A 15,826-nucleotide genomic window follows, 5' to 3' on the forward strand; every position below is an offset into this window, starting at 1 on the left:
ATTTTTATATTAGTTTCTAAGGTGAGTAGATGAATATTAGCTTAATCGCAGCAATGGCGATCGATCAGGTTATCGGCATGGAAAAAGCGATGCCTTGGAATTTGCCCGGTGATCTTGCGTGGTTCAAACGAAATACGTTAAATAGGCCTGTTATTATGGGGCGTGTCACCTATGAATCAATCGGGCGTCCATTACCACAACGCGTCAACATCGTATTAACTAGCCAGCCAGGGGCAGACTCTAACGTTGTTTGGGTGACCTCTATGGAAGAAGCGCTAGCTGCTGCACAAGCGGTAGAGAATGTTGAGGAAATCATGGTGATTGGTGGCGGTAAGGTTTACCAGCAGTTTTTACCTCTAGCGAATAAATTATACCTGACTCATGTTGATGCAGAAGTCATTGGGGATACTCATTTCCCAGTTTATGAGCCAGATGAATGGGATTCGATTTTTACCGAATATCACGAAGCGGATGAAAACAATACGCACGGCTATTGTTTTGAGATACTAACCAAAAGAGTTTAAATTTTCATTTCACAAAAATGGCGCTTAATGCGCCATTTTGTTTTTAATAGAGCCAAAACTATTCTTTACGGCTTTTTTGGTGTGATTTTTGGCGATAAAATTGTTTTGTTTCCCAGTGGTATAAGGTTAGGTCACCACCCCAGCAGCAGCCAGTATCTAAAGCATAAACGTTATCTGGTGTACATTTCCCTTCAAGGGATGCCCAATGGCCAAAGAACACCGAATAATCCTCAGGAATTTGACTTGGTAAATCAAACCAAGGTTTTAATGGTGCGGGCGCTTTTTTAGGGTTTTCTTTGCAAATCATATCAAGCTGCCCATTCGGGAAGCAGTAGCGTAAACGTGTGAGAGCATTGGTACTAAAACGTAAGCGTGCTAACCCCATTAAACTACTCGACCAATTATTTGGCATATCGCCATACATTGAATCGATAAATAGCGGGTAAGCATCACTGGAAAGGACGGCTTCGACTTCCCTAGCGCACATCCGTGCGGTTTCAATATCCCACTGTGGCGTTATACCTGCATGCGTCATCACTATTTTTCTTTCTTCATCAATTTGCAATAAAGGTTGACGACGTAGCCAATTGATTAGTTCGTCTAGATCAGGGGCATGCAATAATTCATCAAGGTGATCTTTAGGTTTATTACGACTAATTTTACAGTAGATCCCGAGAAGATGGAGATCATGGTTACCGAGAACCAAACGCACCGCGGGACCTAAACTTTTAACATAACGTAAAACTTGCAGTGACCCAGAACCTCGGGCAACCAAGTCACCAGTAAGCCATAATGTGTCTTGGTTTGGATCAAAATTGACCCTGTCCATTAGTTCACGAAGTTCACGATAGCAACCGTGGATATCACCTACTAAATATGTCGACATAATTAATTAATCAATGTTGGAATTGCAAGACGAAAAGCGGGGATATCAACGTGAAAATGGTCCCCTTGAGTGCTTAGCATCACGTAATAACCTTCCATCGTTCCCATTGGTGTTTCAAGAATTGCACCACTGGTGTAACGATATTCTTTTCCAGGAGGAATGACGGGTTGTTCACCCACCACGCCTTCACCTTGAACTTCAGTTTTATGGCCATCACTGTTAGTAATGAGCCAATAGCGGCTCATTAATTGGATGGGTTCTCGCCCTAAATTGCGAATACAGATGGTATAAGCGAACACATACCTTGCAATATCGGGTTGAGATTGGCTTTCGATGTAGACACTCTGAACTTGGATGCTTACATTTGGTTCATTAAGCATAGTGCCTCCTTCAACAGACTATTCTGACCGGTTAGAAAGATAGTTTGCCATTTTGCAATATTGTTCAACAGAAATATTTTCTGCACGGGTACCTAAGTCAACACCCAAATTGGTTAACTCTTCAACACTAAATAAATCCCCTAAGCTATTGCGGATCGTTTTACGGCGTTGGTTAAAAGCTTGGGTAGTAATACGACTTAAGAATTTAATATCTTTTACTGGATAAGGGTTTTCACGATGAGGGATTAACCTCACAATCGCAGAATCTACTTTTGGTGCTGGAGTAAATGCTGTTGGCGGCACTTCGAGTACTGGAACCACATGGCAATAATATTGCGCCATGACACTTAAACGACCATAAGCCTTACTCCCAGGGCCTGCTACCAGCCGATTAACCACTTCTTTTTGCAGCATGAAATTCATATCTGCAATCGAGTTAGTAAAGGTAAATAGGTGGAACATCAATGGGGTAGAAATATTGTAGGGTAAGTTACCAAATACCCGCAGGGGTTGACCTGCTTGTTTTGCTAGCTCGCCGAAATCCACAGTCATCGCATCTTGCTGAATGATAGTGAGTTTATCTTTTAGTTGCGGATGGACGTGTAACCGTGCCGCGAGGTCACGGTCGAGTTCAACGACGGTCATTTTGTCGATTCGGCTACCAACCGGTTCTGTTAAGGCACCTAAGCCAGGGCCAATTTCGACAATGGATTGGCCCGGTTTCGGGTTCATTGCATCTACGATGCTGTCAATAATAAACTGGTCAGTTAAAAAGTTCTGCCCGAAACGTTTGCGGGCAAAGTGCCCCTGATGGACTCGATTATTCATGTATTTTTAGATGTCATTTGGATAGCTAACTTTAATGCGGTGATAAAACTCCCCGCATCAGCATGACCCGTCCCCGCGAGTTCAAGCGCAGTGCCATGATCGACAGAGGTACGGATAAAAGACAGACCGAGGGTAATATTCACCGCTCTGCCGAAACCTTGGTATTTTAACACAGGAAGACCCTGATCATGATACATTGCTAAAACTGCATCTGCGTGATCTAAATACTTAGGTTGGAAAAGGGTATCCGCGGGTAATGGCCCAACGAGATGAACCCCCTCTACACGTAAGCTTTCAAGTGCGGGTTCGATGGTGTCAATTTCTTCGGTACCCATATGGCCACCTTCACCTGCATGTGGGTTTAAGCCACAAACATAGATTGTAGGTTTTTCAATACCGAATTTTGTTTGTAAATCATGATGTAAGATGGTGATCACTTCACGTAGACTTTGTTGCGTGATGGCACCTGAAACATCTTTAAGTGGTAGGTGTGTGGTGGCTAAGGCAACACGAAGCTCTTCGGTTGCTAGCATCATAACGACCCGCTCACAACCACTACGTTCTGCAAAAAACTCGGTGTGACCACTAAAGGGAACACCGGCATCATTAATAATGCCCTTATGCACTGGCCCCGTTACAATCGCTGAAAATTCACCCTTTAAACAGCCATCACAGGCTTGTGCTAATGTGTCAACCACATAACTACCATTGGCCACATTGAGTACGCCTGCTTTCGCCGGGGTATTTAAGTCAACGGGTATAATGGATAGATGACCTGGAGTATGGGCTTTTACTGCCTTACTTGATTCATATTCGGTCAGAGTGAGTGGTAAGTTTAACGTTTTAGCGCGTTCAATAAGTAAGTTTGGATCAGCGCATGCAACTAACTCAACAGGCCATGCCTGCTGAGCGAGTTGGATTAGCAAATCTGGACCAACCCCGGCAGGTTCACCGGGGGTGATAACAATAGGCTTAATTAGATTTTTCATCATTAGATTGGTTGTCACGACCATCGATGACTTTTACGTAAGCAGAAGCCCGCTGCTCTTGCATCCAGCTTTGCGCTTCTTCATTAAATTTACGGTTAAACAGTAGGCGGTACGCTTGGTCTTTTTGTGCCGCATCTGTTTTATCTACCTTACGTGTATCTTCTAATTGAATTAAGTGCCAGCCAAAACTTGAAGGAACAGGTTGGCTTAATTCACCTTTGTTTAATTTCATCAGAGCATCACGGAATGCTGGGTCATAGATATCCGGCATGTTCCAACCCAATTCACCGCCTTTTAAGGCGCTACCTGGGTCTTCTGAATTCTCTTTTGCCGCATCTTCAAATGTGATTGCGCCAGAACGGATATCTTGGGCTATTTTCACTAGTTTCTGTCTAGCTTGAGTATCATCCATAATTGGAGATGATTTAATCAAAATATGGCGTGCTTTTACTTCTGTTACAGAAATCGGTTGGCTACCACCACTGACATCATTTACGCGCAAAATATGGAAACCAACACCAGAGCGAATTGGGCCGACAATATTGCCTTTTTTCGCATTTTTTAATTGTTCAGCAAAGACAACTGGCAATTCTTGTAAACGTGACCAACCCATATTGCCGCCTTTCAGCGCTTGCGGGTCTGCTGAGTAGGCAATCGCTAATTTACCAAAATCCCCACCTTTTTTCAGTTCAGTTAAGATTTTGTCTACTAACGCTTCCGCTGTTTTTAACTGTTCTTGAGTTGGGTTTTCGGATAATGGGATTAAGATATGGCTGAGATTAACCCCCATTTCGTAGTTTGCTTGTGAGCTCATTTGTTCAGCAAGAGAATCAACTTCTTGCGGTAAAATTGTCACACGGCGGCGTACTTCATTATTACGCACTTCAGCGATCAGCATCTCTTTACGAATTTCACTGCGATATTGAGCCATATTGATGCCATCAGCAGTTAAACGCTTTTGCATTTGCTCCAGAGTTAAACCGTTCTGGCGAGCAATATCAGCGATGGTCGCATTCACGGCTTCTTCTGGAATGTTTATCTGCATCTGGTTAGCCATCTGCAAGATGATGTTATCCATAACTAGACGCTCAAGGATCTGATGACGCAGGGTTTGATCATCAGGCACCTGTTGGCGTGCGTTCTGAGCGTTCACTTTTACCGTATTGATCATATTCTGGACGTCACTTTCCAGCACAACTCCGTTGTTGACGACCGCAGCTACTTTATCCATTTGCTGCGGCGCAGCCAAGGCAGCAGAGCTTGCGAACATCAGTCCCAGAATAAGCGTTCTCCAATTCTTCATAATGGTCCTATAATATTGACTTTGATTCCGCAAAATGCGGGCTAATACGTGTTTACTCGCCATACTTCGAGTTGCAGTGTTGTTGACTGCACCTCGAAGTATTTAGAGTAAATGCATCTCAAATTATTCAGAATAAACGATGCTATTTGTTATCAGAAAGCACGTTGATAAGGCATAATACCTCGGCTCAACATTTCCTGACTACCTAAACTATGATTGTTATTTAGGCCTCTAAGTTCCACATTGATTGACCATTTATTATCATATTCGCTGCTGAACTTTTCTTTTTGCCAACCGACAATCTTACGTTCATAGCCAAGGTTGACTGCCCAACAACAGGTATTATATTGCAACCCAACCAGTTGGCTCGCGGATTGTTTTTGTTTTGTATCATAATAATATGAGCCGACAAAACCCCAGCGATCATTCAATGGCCAACTAACAACCGTACCTACCTGTGAAATACCTTGTTGATATTCAGGTAGGGTATAGGTGTAGCCACCATTTGCCACATCATCACGGCGGAAGGTTGCTTGAATATAATCGCGGTCAACAAAACGGTAGTTCAACTGAACTAATCTATCTGCATCTAAACGATATTCTGCAACAGCGTTCCCCATAGTGACATTGCCTAGACGACGGTCATACTGTAAACCACCGCGCATTCCCCAATTATCATCGATGCGCCACATGGTATCAGTGGCCCATAATAAGGAACCGGTATTACTTTTATCATCAATTGGGCGGTTAGAGTCACCCGCACGAGGGCGTTCGAAATAATAAATTTGCCCAACGGAGAAATTAAAGCGCTCAGCTAAACTATCATCATAGAGGCGAGTTGTAACACCCGTAGTAAGCTGATTTGCTGAGGCTATACGGTCAAGACCACTGTATATTCTGTCACGGAACAAACCGCTGTAATCCGATTGTAATAATGAGGAATCGAAGTTATTGATATTGTCCTGATCTTTATACGGAATATACAGGTACTGTACGCGTGGCTCTAATGTTTGTATAAAATCGCTTCCTTGGTAGAGGTCGCGCTCAAAAACGACTTTTGCGTCACTTTTGAACATTGGGAGAACACGGCTTACATTTTTCTCTAAATTTTTATCAGTATTAGAGCGGGGTATGTCTTGGTCGTAATGGGTAGCATACAATTTAATGCTATTGTTCATATTTGCCCAGCCATTTGATAATGGCAGGTTCACCTCAGGTTCGAAGTGTAAACGTGTTGCATCAGGGTTGTTTTTACCCACACTAGTAAAACGAGCCGCTTGCGCATAGGTATGAAAATCGAAAGCGCCTAAATTATTTTTATAATAATTAAAGTCAACTTGCGGCTCCGCTTTATATGCGCGTTTGTTTGGGTTATCAGCAAAGATCTGGAACTGCTTGTGGGTGACTTTAGCATTCCAGTTAGTATCTGAATAACCGGCACTGAATTTTTGGGTGGCATAACCATCAGTGGTACTACCGTATTGGGAACTAAAATCTGTAAAGTAGCTTGGGTCGCTTACTTTGGTATAGTCTGAGCTAAAATTCCAATGCCCTGCATAGGTACCTGAATGGCGCCAGTAGAATAACCAGCGGTCATCGCTGTCACGCTTTTCACGTTTACCACGTTCTTTATCTTTACTGTAGGCTCTGTCATGCTTCAGAAAGTCAAATGCAACGGTACCTGTTCCTGGTGTTATTAGATAACGGAATTCATTATTTAACTTAACACCACGGTGTGTCATAAACTGTGGGGTGATAGTTGCATCGTAGTTCGGTGCAATATTCCAATAATAAGGTAAAGAAAACTCTAAACCGTCATTAGTTGAATAGCTACCTGTTGGAATTAAGAAACCGGAACGACGCTTGTTACCAATAGGCAACTGCATATATGGGCTATAAAAAATTGGCACATCACCAACTTTAAAGCGCGCATGCCAAATTTCAGCGACTTCTTCTTCTCGGTCGATAATTACTTCTGAACCAGCAACGCTCCAGCTATTATTGCCGGGTAAGCAGGTGGTGAAAGTCCCATTTTCCATAATGGAATAACGGTTTTCATCACGCATCTTCATTTTTGTTGCGTCACCACGTCCCTGACGGCCTACCATCATGTAGTTACCATCATTTACATCGGTATTTTTGTTATCTAAATTCGACCATGCTGAAGGGCCTTTTAAGATAATTTGCGGATCATCGTAATGAACATTACCGGTTGCGGTCACTTCACGTACAGGAGGCTCACCCGCCGTTTCTGTTTGGGTGAGTTTGACGTTATCGGCGGTTAATGTCTGGTTCCCTTGTTGAATATCGACATTACCGTCATATTCAACAAAATTAGGGTATTCGCCACGGACATCTTCAGCAGTTATGTGAATAGGCAGGTTGTTGGGGTCACCCTTTACAATAGGTTTTGTATATACAGGGACACCCAGCATACACTGCTGTGCAAGGTCAGCATGTGCTTGCTGACTATAAATTGCCGCCCATACCATGGTGGCAAGTAGTGTTGGATAGCTTTTTTTCATCATTAAATATGCGGTTCCGTCATAATTGGCACAGCCAGCAAACGCTCAAAGACTAACTTAGCCAACCACTTTGCGCCAGTATAATGTAAAAAACTTTACGCGCGGGTAGTTATGCATAGAGCAGAATGAATAGTATGATAATGCAAAATTGCATTCTGAGCATTGAAGAATTGAGGGATATATGCACTATTGGGGTAAAATTATTGGCGTTGTACTCGCAATCGTCTCTGGATTGGGCTTTTGGGGGGCGCTAGTAGGGCTAATTATTGGGCACGGTTTTGATAAAGCATCGATACAACGTAAGTTCGCTGGGGCGATGAACAAACGTGATCGGCAAATCATTTTCTTTGCGAGTACCTTCCAAATTTTAGGTCATTTAACGAAGTCGAAAGGCCGTGTAACTGAGACAGATATTCAGCTTGCATCAAATTTGATGGATAGAATGCAATTGCATGGAGAGACCCGAAAAGCTGCCCAACAGGCATTTAGAGAAGGTAAATCTCCTGACTTCCCATTACGTGATGTATTAAAGCAATTACGTATGGCCTGCTATGGTCGTTTTGACTTAATTCAGATGTTTCTGGAAATTCAATTACAAGCCGCTTTTGCGGATGGGCAGTTGCATCCGAATGAAAGAAAAGTGTTGTTTATTATCGCGGAAGAGTTAGGGATTTCAAAAGCCCAATTTGAGCAGTTCTTAGATATGATTCAAAGTGGTCGCCAATTTGGCCAAGGGTACTCTCAGCAGCAATCTGGGGGCTATTATCAACAATCTAATGGCCCAACCTTAGAAGATGCCTGTAAAGTGCTTGGTGTGTCTCCTAGCGATGACCCTACAAAAATTAAACGTGCTTACCGTAAATTAATGAGTGAACATCACCCAGATAAGCTGGTGGCGAAAGGTTTACCCCCTGAAATGATGGAAATTGCTAAACAAAAAGCCCAATCAATTCAAGCGGCTTATGACCTAGTCAAGAAGGAGCTGGGCTTCAAATAAATTTCCCCGTTATATTTTGCGTCGCAGCATTGTTGGCTGCGGCAGATAGTGTTACTAGGTATCCCACAGGGGCATCTAATATAGCAGCGCTGGCAAGTTTTTTAGTATTTTCAAACGTATAACTCGTAAAAGCCATTAACAAGGTTCGCCTAGAAAACGGAAAACATCCTATGTTAAGCCCATTTTTCAGTTGGTGTGATAGCCACTTTGAGCGAGGTGCAAACGTTGCATTTGAATCAGGATGGATTTGTCCTTATAGAACCATTTAAGGTCTAGACGTCCATCCCGTGATTTGGATAGTGATTACACTTTCTGGTCGCTTACGTGATTAAAGTGTAAGAGACAGGAAGTATGGACTTAAACTATATTAGAGTACTCTTCCAGCATGGCAAGGAGCGCGTGTCGTGCTGCATCATCTGCGATATTTTCAGGCAGAGCATCAGCTCGCAGATTGATGTAAGCGTTAATAGCCTTTTTTATTGCAATGCTAACGGCGTTATGGTCGTGCGTTGCCAGCGTGGGCGGTAGCAGATTTTCAGGATCAATATTGTGGAGCTCAATGCGGCGAACCCCACGTTGAGGTAGATTAGCACGGCGGTTCAGCATAGGCCCCAGCACTTGCTCCCGGAAAAATGACAGCATACCAATCGCTTCAAAGAGTTCGCCCCTTCCCAGTTTAGTCACTGCATAATGAAGCCAGATCCAAGCTCGGGACTCAAACCACTCTGGCGTCATATTAGGCCAGTGAGCACTACATTTTGCTAGCTGTCGCTCTAAAGCGCGGTTATCACGGGTAAATAATACCGCTGGCTCTTCGACACGTTGAGTGAGCATTTCCATTGTGACAAATTTTAGGTCGACATGGAGGAGTTCAGGGCCATACAGGCATATAAGTAGGCGAGGTTCTCCGACATGCTCCCCAGTGAAAGCATGCAGCAGATGCCCCAGTGTCCCAGCGAACACAAAGCGCTGTGCCATTATTTCGTCGTAGTAGAGAGTGTCTACCACAACGACAAAATCCAAGTCGGAGTATTTATCAAATCCGCCATGGATAATCGAGCCACCAGCGAGAAGGGAGTGGATCCGCGAGTCAGACTGTAATTTTAGCTTGAGCTGCTCTGTAAAAATTCTGTGTAAATCGGGTAACATACTTAGCATATTTTTTCCTGTTCACAAAAAACACAAAGCATTACAGCTTAACGAGTTCTATATATTTAGGCTAGATATTTTGTAAGGCGTAGTCATCTCTTTGGAGAGTTTTTCTTAAGCGATAAATTCTTCTGTATAGCCCTACACTGTTTATTTTGTCACGCTGGCTGACCTGAAAATACTCATGAATCAGCCAGTGTTTGCAAGGGATATCCTGCATATTACATAAATCGGTCAGCTCCACCTGAAGCTTCAATGGTCTGACCGGTAACAAACTGATTTCGATCAGAAAGTAAGAATGCGGTTATTGCCGCAATATCTTCTGGTAATCCAAAACGGCCTACAGGCGTTTTTTCTTTACCTAGTAATGCCATGACCTCTTTATCAGTTTTGTCAGCCAGCTCAGGGCGACGATTACGGACATTCGGCAGCATATTCTGGGCCCAGTTATCTGTAGTGACAGCGCCCACCCCCACCGCGTTGACCAAAATTCCATCAGGCGCAACACTCAGTGCCAAGCTACGGGTCAGGTTATTGATTGCCGCGCTCAGGGCATGTGAAACAGTCAGTTGGGAGTTTGGATATATTCCGCCGATAGATGAGATATTCACAATGCGGCCCCAGTTTCGGGCCTGCATTCTGGGTATGACTGCCTTACAAAAACGTCGCATTGCGGAAAACTTAGTCTCCGTCATCGACTGCCATTCTTCTTCTGATGTGGTTAGCAGCGTGCCCGCATGGGCTCTTCCTGCATTATTTACGAGCAAATCAATGTGCTGAAAAATACTTTCGGCTTGTTTTACCACCAATTCTGGCAATTCAGGATCGGTCACGTCCCCAGCAATAGGTAAAGCTGTTACACCGTATTTATCTGTGATTTTTTGCGCTGCCAATATCAATTCTGCTTTTTGTCTAGCAACCATGACCAGATGCACACCATTCGCTGCCAGTTCTTCGCAAATGCTGAAACCAATACCAGTTCGAGCCCCAGTTACTAGAGCCACTTTTCCAGCCAGTTTTAAATCCATTTTTAGCTCCTTACATTATTCCTAGTGATTAAGTGAACAACATTAGTAGCAACTTTTTGTTTCAGAGACTTGGGGAACAAAATTCAGACGTCTGAAAAAAGAGGTCAAAGAATCGAGAATTGGCATTGCATAGAGTAGGTAGCACTGAGTTTAGAATGAGGTGTGAACATGTGCGCTGATAGCCACGAGCTTTCTTCGGGCAAGACCCTAATGTTGGCGATTATTTGCTGTATCGTAGTCGCTAATATTTATTTTAATCAATCTGTTCTAAATCTGATCGCCGGTTCTTTTCCTAAAGAATGGAAAGCGGTTTCTTTGATCCCTATGGCTACCCAGTTAGGTTACGCGGTAGGCTTGTTCTTGCTGATCCCGCTGGGCGATTATATCGAGCGTCAACGACTTATCCTGCGTCAGGCACAAGTGCTGTTTTTGGCGCTGATTGGCATGATATTGTCTCCAACGGCATCAGTACTGGTATTCTTCTCCTTTATAACGGGCATTGCTGCAACCGTCGCCCAACAGATAGTGCCGCTTGCAGCTTCACTATCGAGAAGCTCCTCACGCGGGAAAACGGTGGGTATGGTAATGAGTGGTGTGCTAGCAGGGATTTTAGCGGGGCGGGCTATTGGCGGCTTTATCGGTCAGTATTTTGATTGGCGAGGGGTCTTTTTATCGGGTGCGATCATGACATTGCTGGCGATATTTTTCATCGCTCGTATTTTGCCTTCTCAGGAGTTACCCACTCAAAAATTTAACTATCTCGCTGTACTGCGCTCCTTAGGGCTGATGTGGAAAAATGAGCCACAACTGCGGAATGCCACGCTGACACAGGCACTGTTATTTGCTTCCTTCAGCATGCTATGGACGGTGCTTCCTTTCTGGCTAGCCCACCGCTACCATTACGGTGCGGGTATTACTGGGTCTCTGGCAGCGTTGGGGTTAATCGGAATTCTGTGCGCGCCTCTGGCAGGAAGTGTCAGTGACCGTCAAGGACCTTTTCGAATGGTCATTTTAGGCGTAGTACTCATGCTGCTGGCTTGGGTTGTTTTCTGGGGTTGGAACAGCATAGCGGGTATGGCAGTGGGGGTTTTGCTATTGGATGCGGGGGAACAATGTGTCCTGATTGCAAATCAGCACACTATTTATTCTTTGAGCCCCGATGCACGAAACCGCCTTAATACACTCTTTATGTGTGTCATGTTTATTGGTGGGGCATGCGGATCACTGACAGCCACTTGGCTATGGGAGACCACGCATAACTGGACTTTGATCGTTACTGCTGGGGCCGGGCTTGTGATGCTGGGTATGTTAATCGCTATCAGACGTAAACTGTCATCCTTTCAGACGGGCACATAGCACGACAGCATTTCTAATATCTGCTGAGTGTTGAGAATCATCGATATGGCTTAACACCTCCGTGATTAACTGTTTTGCCGCCACGTTGTCATCAGTTTCAATCAGTAGCGTCGCTAGTGAGCAAACAATGCGTAAAGCCCAGCCATATGCCTGTTGCTGGTATGCTTTATTCAGTGCCAGCTCCAGTTTCTGGCGCTGGGCGTAGGGGGGAAGATGTATTGTGGCAAGACGTATTAATTCGGGAGTACACCAGTTTTCATGCGGAGTTTGTTGCGAAAGTCTGGCATCTATTTCGGATAATAAAGGGGAGTACTGCCAGTCTAATCCCACGGCACGCAATGAGCTAAATAATGTCGTTTGCTTGATATTGGTATGCCTGAATTGCTCAGCCCAATGGAGAAACAACTCACCGTAGGTTTTCCAAAAATAGAGATCATGTTTTTCAGCCAGTTCAATAAGCCAGATAGCGGCTTTTCTTACCCAGCGTGGGTTGCGATTTAACGCTGCTGTCATGCAGGCACCCTCAGCCAGAGCACAGCACAGCGAACAAACATGTTGTAAACGCGCCGCTTTTTTCACGGCTCGCCATGCAACCTGTTTAGCTGCTCTATACTCACCTTGCACCCATAGTACACGGGATAAAAATGCCTCACCGGCGGTCTCTTGATCGAGTCCAAAACGAAAAGCGTGGTTGGAACCGTCAATGGCAAATCTGTCCAGTGATTGTTGCAGATAATCGCGACCGAGGGCATGCTGACCCAAAAAATGCCAAGATACACCCAAAATTCGCAACCCTGTAGCCAGTGCGTTAGTATCATTAATTGCACGAGCGAGTGTACACATTGACTGCGCATGATGAAGCGACAGGTCCAATTTTCCAGTTCGTAAGTAATACAACCATAGCCCGTAATAAGCTTGTAAGCGGATTTCGTTATCGTTGAGTTGTTCTGCTAGTGACAACGCTGTTTGCCAAGTGACGCGCGTTTCAGGTGTGGGGCCTTTTGCCCAAGTGGATGCTTTACCCGCTGCTGCGCTGAGATTCATTCTTTGATGTAATGTTAAAACCTCCTGCAAACGTACTTCACTAAGCAGCGGATAAATATGACGCTGGCATTCATTATAAAGTGAATATTCAATCCAGAATGGCGTCATGGCCTGTAATATTTTAAGTCCTTTGGCAGGATCAGCTCCTTCAGTTAAGGTGCGCTGCAAAGCACTGCGTAAATCATTAAGGATAGGATCATAACGTGTTCGCCACTGTTCTGTTGGCAGTCTATACCAATCGTGCTGAGCTTGCTCCGCTTGATGGTGGCAATAGTCAGCAAACCGAGCCACAAGCCTTGGGTATTCTCCTTGCTGCCTGAGTTTATCACAGGCGAACTGACGGAGGGTTTCCAGTAAACGAAAATGAGTAACAGGTACCTGAGTGCTGACCTGAATCAGTGACAGGGAGAGCAACCGTTGGAGGTCATCGACAACCTGCCAACTATTTTCTTTAGCAGTCTGCAAGAAATCGATAACAGCGTTTACTGTGAACATATCGGTGAAGATCCCCAAAGAGCAGAATAATGTCTGTTCTCGTGGATTGAGTAATTGATAAGTCCACTCCAGTGTAGTCTTGATTTTTTGATGTCGGGATACTCGAACGCTTTGACTGTGATTCAGAAGCTGAAAACGATCTTCCAGACAATGATAAATCTCGCTGACACTCATAATGGGTAACCGAGAGGCTGCAAGTTCAATTGCTAGGGGGAGACCGTCAAGGTGACGGCATAATTCACCTATCACCGGCAGGTCAGCATCTGACGGATGAAAACCAAATTGCTGAGCCTGAGCTCGTTCAATAAACAGGCGGATACTGGGAAATGTTAGTAGGCGTTGTAAGTTGGACTCTTCTTTTTGCGGAACTTGGAGTGGCGGTAGGCGGTACTGTTGCTCACCCGCAATCTCTGTTGCCTCCTGACTGGTAAGCAACATGGTAATATGTGGCGCTGCATTCAGTAGCCGAGTAATTACTGGTTTTAATTCTTTAATAACATGCTCACCATTATCAATCATCAGCAAACATTGGCGTTGGGCAAGTTGGTGAGATAAATCACAACTATTATGAGCTGCGGTCAGTGGCAAATGTAAGGCCTGTGAGAAAACAGAAAGAAGACTGGAGGCATCGGAAATGTGTGCCAGTTCAGCCACACAAACGCCATCTGGGTACCTTGTCCGGACGAGGTTAACGACTTCCCAAGCAAGACGCGTCTTACCCACGCCGCCTGGACCGGTGATGGTTACTAGAGGGTGCTGACGGATTAAGTTGCAGATCTCCTGCACTGCTTGGTCTCGCCCTAAAATTGATGTCAGAAAAGGGAATACAACGGGTGATTTTCTGGAGTGCTCTGGCAATATTACTTCGGGGCTGGGCAAACGTTTAAAACGGTATCCGGAACCAAATTCAGTCGTTAGAAGATTACGATCGTCACCAAGTACGCGACGGATCGCAGAAATTTGCGCCTGAAGATTATTTTCCTCAACAATTTCATTCCCCCATACCTGAGTAAGCAACCTGTCTTTACTGACCACTTGACCTTCTGCACTGACCAGAACAATCAGTACATCAAAGGCTCTGGCCGAAATTTTAACCGGCTTACCGCGGTGCAGTAGGACCCTTAATTGAGGCCAGATTTGCCACTCAGCGAAGCGGATTTCATCGGTAGATTTCATGGCGTCACTCTCTTTTGTCAGGAGCCTCTGTTGTAGAGCAGTGGTAGTATAAAATCAGGGGCAACCTGTCGTATTGCGCAGTAGTTAATTCAACAATGATAACATGGGGGATTTTTCATCACATCCAGATGAGTTATATAAAGTACCATATCATTGAATAGAAGCATGTGGAGAAACCATGCCCACATTAGGCACTAAACGGCTTGTATAGAGAACTGAAAAGCTTAAAAGGCCTACAAAATTAGGCATTGCAAAATAATGAAATCTTATCGCAGAACCTAAGTTATCTTCGAACAAAGTTGAAATAGTGTAGCTTATTGAACGTTACGTAAACGGTTATCCGCAGAGGGCTTTAGCATAATGTCATATCAGGGGCGTAACAAAAAACCTTGATGTTTTACGCCGCAGCATTATTGGCTGCGGGGCAAACAAGTCAAGGATAGGGGGTAATCAACCGATTAAATAATATTAAAAATCGGGTTGGCAGGTAAAATGCATTGGTGTGCCATATTCAGGATGAGTGATATATAACTCCTGAGCATGTAACTGTAAGCGTGGTGCTAGGGATTTTGCCTCATCGTGAGCATAGAAGCGATCACCAAGGATAGGGTGCCCTAAAGCCAACATATGTACCCGTAATTGATGGGAGCGGCCTGTAATTGGTGAAAGCTTAACGCGAGTTGCTTGCTCTTCATATTGCAAAACTTGGTATTGCGTTTGAGCTGATTTCCCCGTTTCAAAACACACCTTTTGCTTAGGGCGGTTTGGCCAATCACAAATTAGTGGTAAATCAATTAAGCCTTCTTCTTTTTCTAAATGGCCCCATACTCGAGCAATATAGACTTTTTTCGGCTCCCGTTCCCTAAATTGGCGTTTAAGCTCCCGTTCTGCGGCTTTATGCAGGGCAACAACCATTACGCCACTCGTCGCCATATCCAGACGGTGGACAGATTCTGCCGTAGGAAAATCACGCTGAATACGACTCATAATGCTGTCATGGTGCTCTGGCGCTTTTCCCGGCACAGAGAGTAGCCCGCTTGGCTTATTCACCACAATAATGTGGTCATCTTGGTATAACACAAATAGCCAAGGTTCAATGGCGGGATGATAGGGTTCCATCATAAAATATGTAGCTCCCAAAGCTCT

13 protein-coding genes are annotated in these 15,826 nt (G+C 44.5%); 3 read left to right on the plus strand and 10 right to left on the minus strand.

Annotated elements, in window-relative coordinates:
• Window positions 1–29 precede the first annotated feature (29 nt).
• Window positions 30–524, plus strand: a complete 495-nt coding sequence (folA, locus tag M1F14_RS07765) for a type 3 dihydrofolate reductase (RefSeq protein WP_042846016.1) — start codon at window positions 30–32, stop codon at window positions 522–524.
• Window positions 525–582: 58 nt separating this feature from the next.
• On the opposite strand, the gene apaH is transcribed toward folA, so the two are convergent.
• The 6 genes from apaH to lptD all read right to left on the minus strand — a co-directional run bounded on the left by apaH (window position 583) and on the right by lptD (window position 7,435).
• Window positions 583–1,410, minus strand: a complete 828-nt coding sequence (gene apaH / locus M1F14_RS07770) for a bis(5'-nucleosyl)-tetraphosphatase (symmetrical) ApaH (RefSeq protein ID WP_042846014.1) — start codon at window positions 1,408–1,410, stop codon at window positions 583–585.
• A 2-nt stretch (window positions 1,411–1,412) separates the two neighbouring features.
• Entirely contained in the window at window positions 1,413–1,790 is a 378-nt protein-coding gene (gene apaG, locus M1F14_RS07775; RefSeq protein WP_042846012.1) for a Co2+/Mg2+ efflux protein ApaG, read from the minus strand.
• An 18-nt stretch (window positions 1,791–1,808) separates the two neighbouring features.
• On the minus strand, window positions 1,809–2,618 hold the full coding sequence (rsmA, locus tag M1F14_RS07780) for a 16S rRNA (adenine(1518)-N(6)/adenine(1519)-N(6))-dimethyltransferase RsmA (protein WP_042846010.1): 810 nt from the start codon (window positions 2,616–2,618) through the stop codon (window positions 1,809–1,811).
• A complete protein-coding gene (pdxA, locus tag M1F14_RS07785) occupies window positions 2,615–3,610 on the minus strand; it encodes a 4-hydroxythreonine-4-phosphate dehydrogenase PdxA (protein WP_181468735.1) in 996 nt (331 codons plus the stop codon). Before pdxA ends, rsmA begins: the two co-directional genes overlap by 4 nt.
• Window positions 3,591–4,910 (minus strand): peptidylprolyl isomerase SurA, encoded by a 1,320-nt coding sequence (gene surA / locus M1F14_RS07790; RefSeq protein WP_042846006.1) that lies wholly within the window; start codon window positions 4,908–4,910, stop codon window positions 3,591–3,593. Before surA ends, pdxA begins: the two co-directional genes overlap by 20 nt.
• A gap of 152 nt (window positions 4,911–5,062) precedes the next feature.
• On the minus strand, window positions 5,063–7,435 hold the full coding sequence (gene lptD / locus M1F14_RS07795; protein ID WP_042846392.1) for an LPS assembly protein LptD: 2,373 nt from the start codon (window positions 7,433–7,435) through the stop codon (window positions 5,063–5,065).
• 181 nt (window positions 7,436–7,616) lie between these two features.
• Here lptD and djlA point away from each other — a divergent pair, with 181 nt between their 5' ends.
• Window positions 7,617–8,432 (plus strand): co-chaperone DjlA, encoded by an 816-nt coding sequence (gene djlA / locus M1F14_RS07800; protein ID WP_042846004.1) that lies wholly within the window; start codon window positions 7,617–7,619, stop codon window positions 8,430–8,432.
• Between the two features lie 357 nt (window positions 8,433–8,789).
• On the opposite strand, the gene M1F14_RS07805 is transcribed toward djlA, so the two are convergent.
• Entirely contained in the window at window positions 8,790–9,590 is an 801-nt protein-coding gene (locus tag M1F14_RS07805; protein ID WP_181468734.1) for a nucleotidyltransferase domain-containing protein, read from the minus strand.
• A gap of 212 nt (window positions 9,591–9,802) precedes the next feature.
• Complete coding sequence (locus M1F14_RS07810) at window positions 9,803–10,585, minus strand: SDR family NAD(P)-dependent oxidoreductase (protein WP_232370497.1); 783 nt, start codon at window positions 10,583–10,585, stop codon at window positions 9,803–9,805.
• Window positions 10,586–10,777: 192 nt separating this feature from the next.
• Between M1F14_RS07810 and M1F14_RS07815 the strand changes: the two genes are divergently transcribed.
• The gene (locus M1F14_RS07815; RefSeq protein ID WP_181468732.1) at window positions 10,778–11,965 is read left to right on the plus strand and encodes an MFS transporter; all 1,188 of its coding nucleotides are present in this window, start codon (window positions 10,778–10,780) and stop codon (window positions 11,963–11,965) included.
• Here the strand turns inward: M1F14_RS07815 and M1F14_RS07820 are convergent.
• Window positions 11,942–14,680, minus strand: a complete 2,739-nt coding sequence (locus M1F14_RS07820; RefSeq protein ID WP_181468731.1) for a winged helix-turn-helix domain-containing protein — start codon at window positions 14,678–14,680, stop codon at window positions 11,942–11,944. The genes M1F14_RS07815 and M1F14_RS07820 overlap by 24 nt on opposite strands.
• A 468-nt stretch (window positions 14,681–15,148) precedes the next feature.
• Window positions 15,149–15,802, minus strand: a complete 654-nt coding sequence (rluA, locus tag M1F14_RS07825) for a bifunctional tRNA pseudouridine(32) synthase/23S rRNA pseudouridine(746) synthase RluA (RefSeq protein ID WP_166685719.1) — start codon at window positions 15,800–15,802, stop codon at window positions 15,149–15,151.
• Window positions 15,803–15,826 lie beyond the last annotated feature (24 nt).

The sequence above is a fragment of the Providencia sp. PROV003 genome (genome assembly GCF_045040775.1).
In the GTDB taxonomy this organism is placed as follows: domain Bacteria; phylum Pseudomonadota; class Gammaproteobacteria; order Enterobacterales; family Enterobacteriaceae; genus Providencia; species Providencia huashanensis.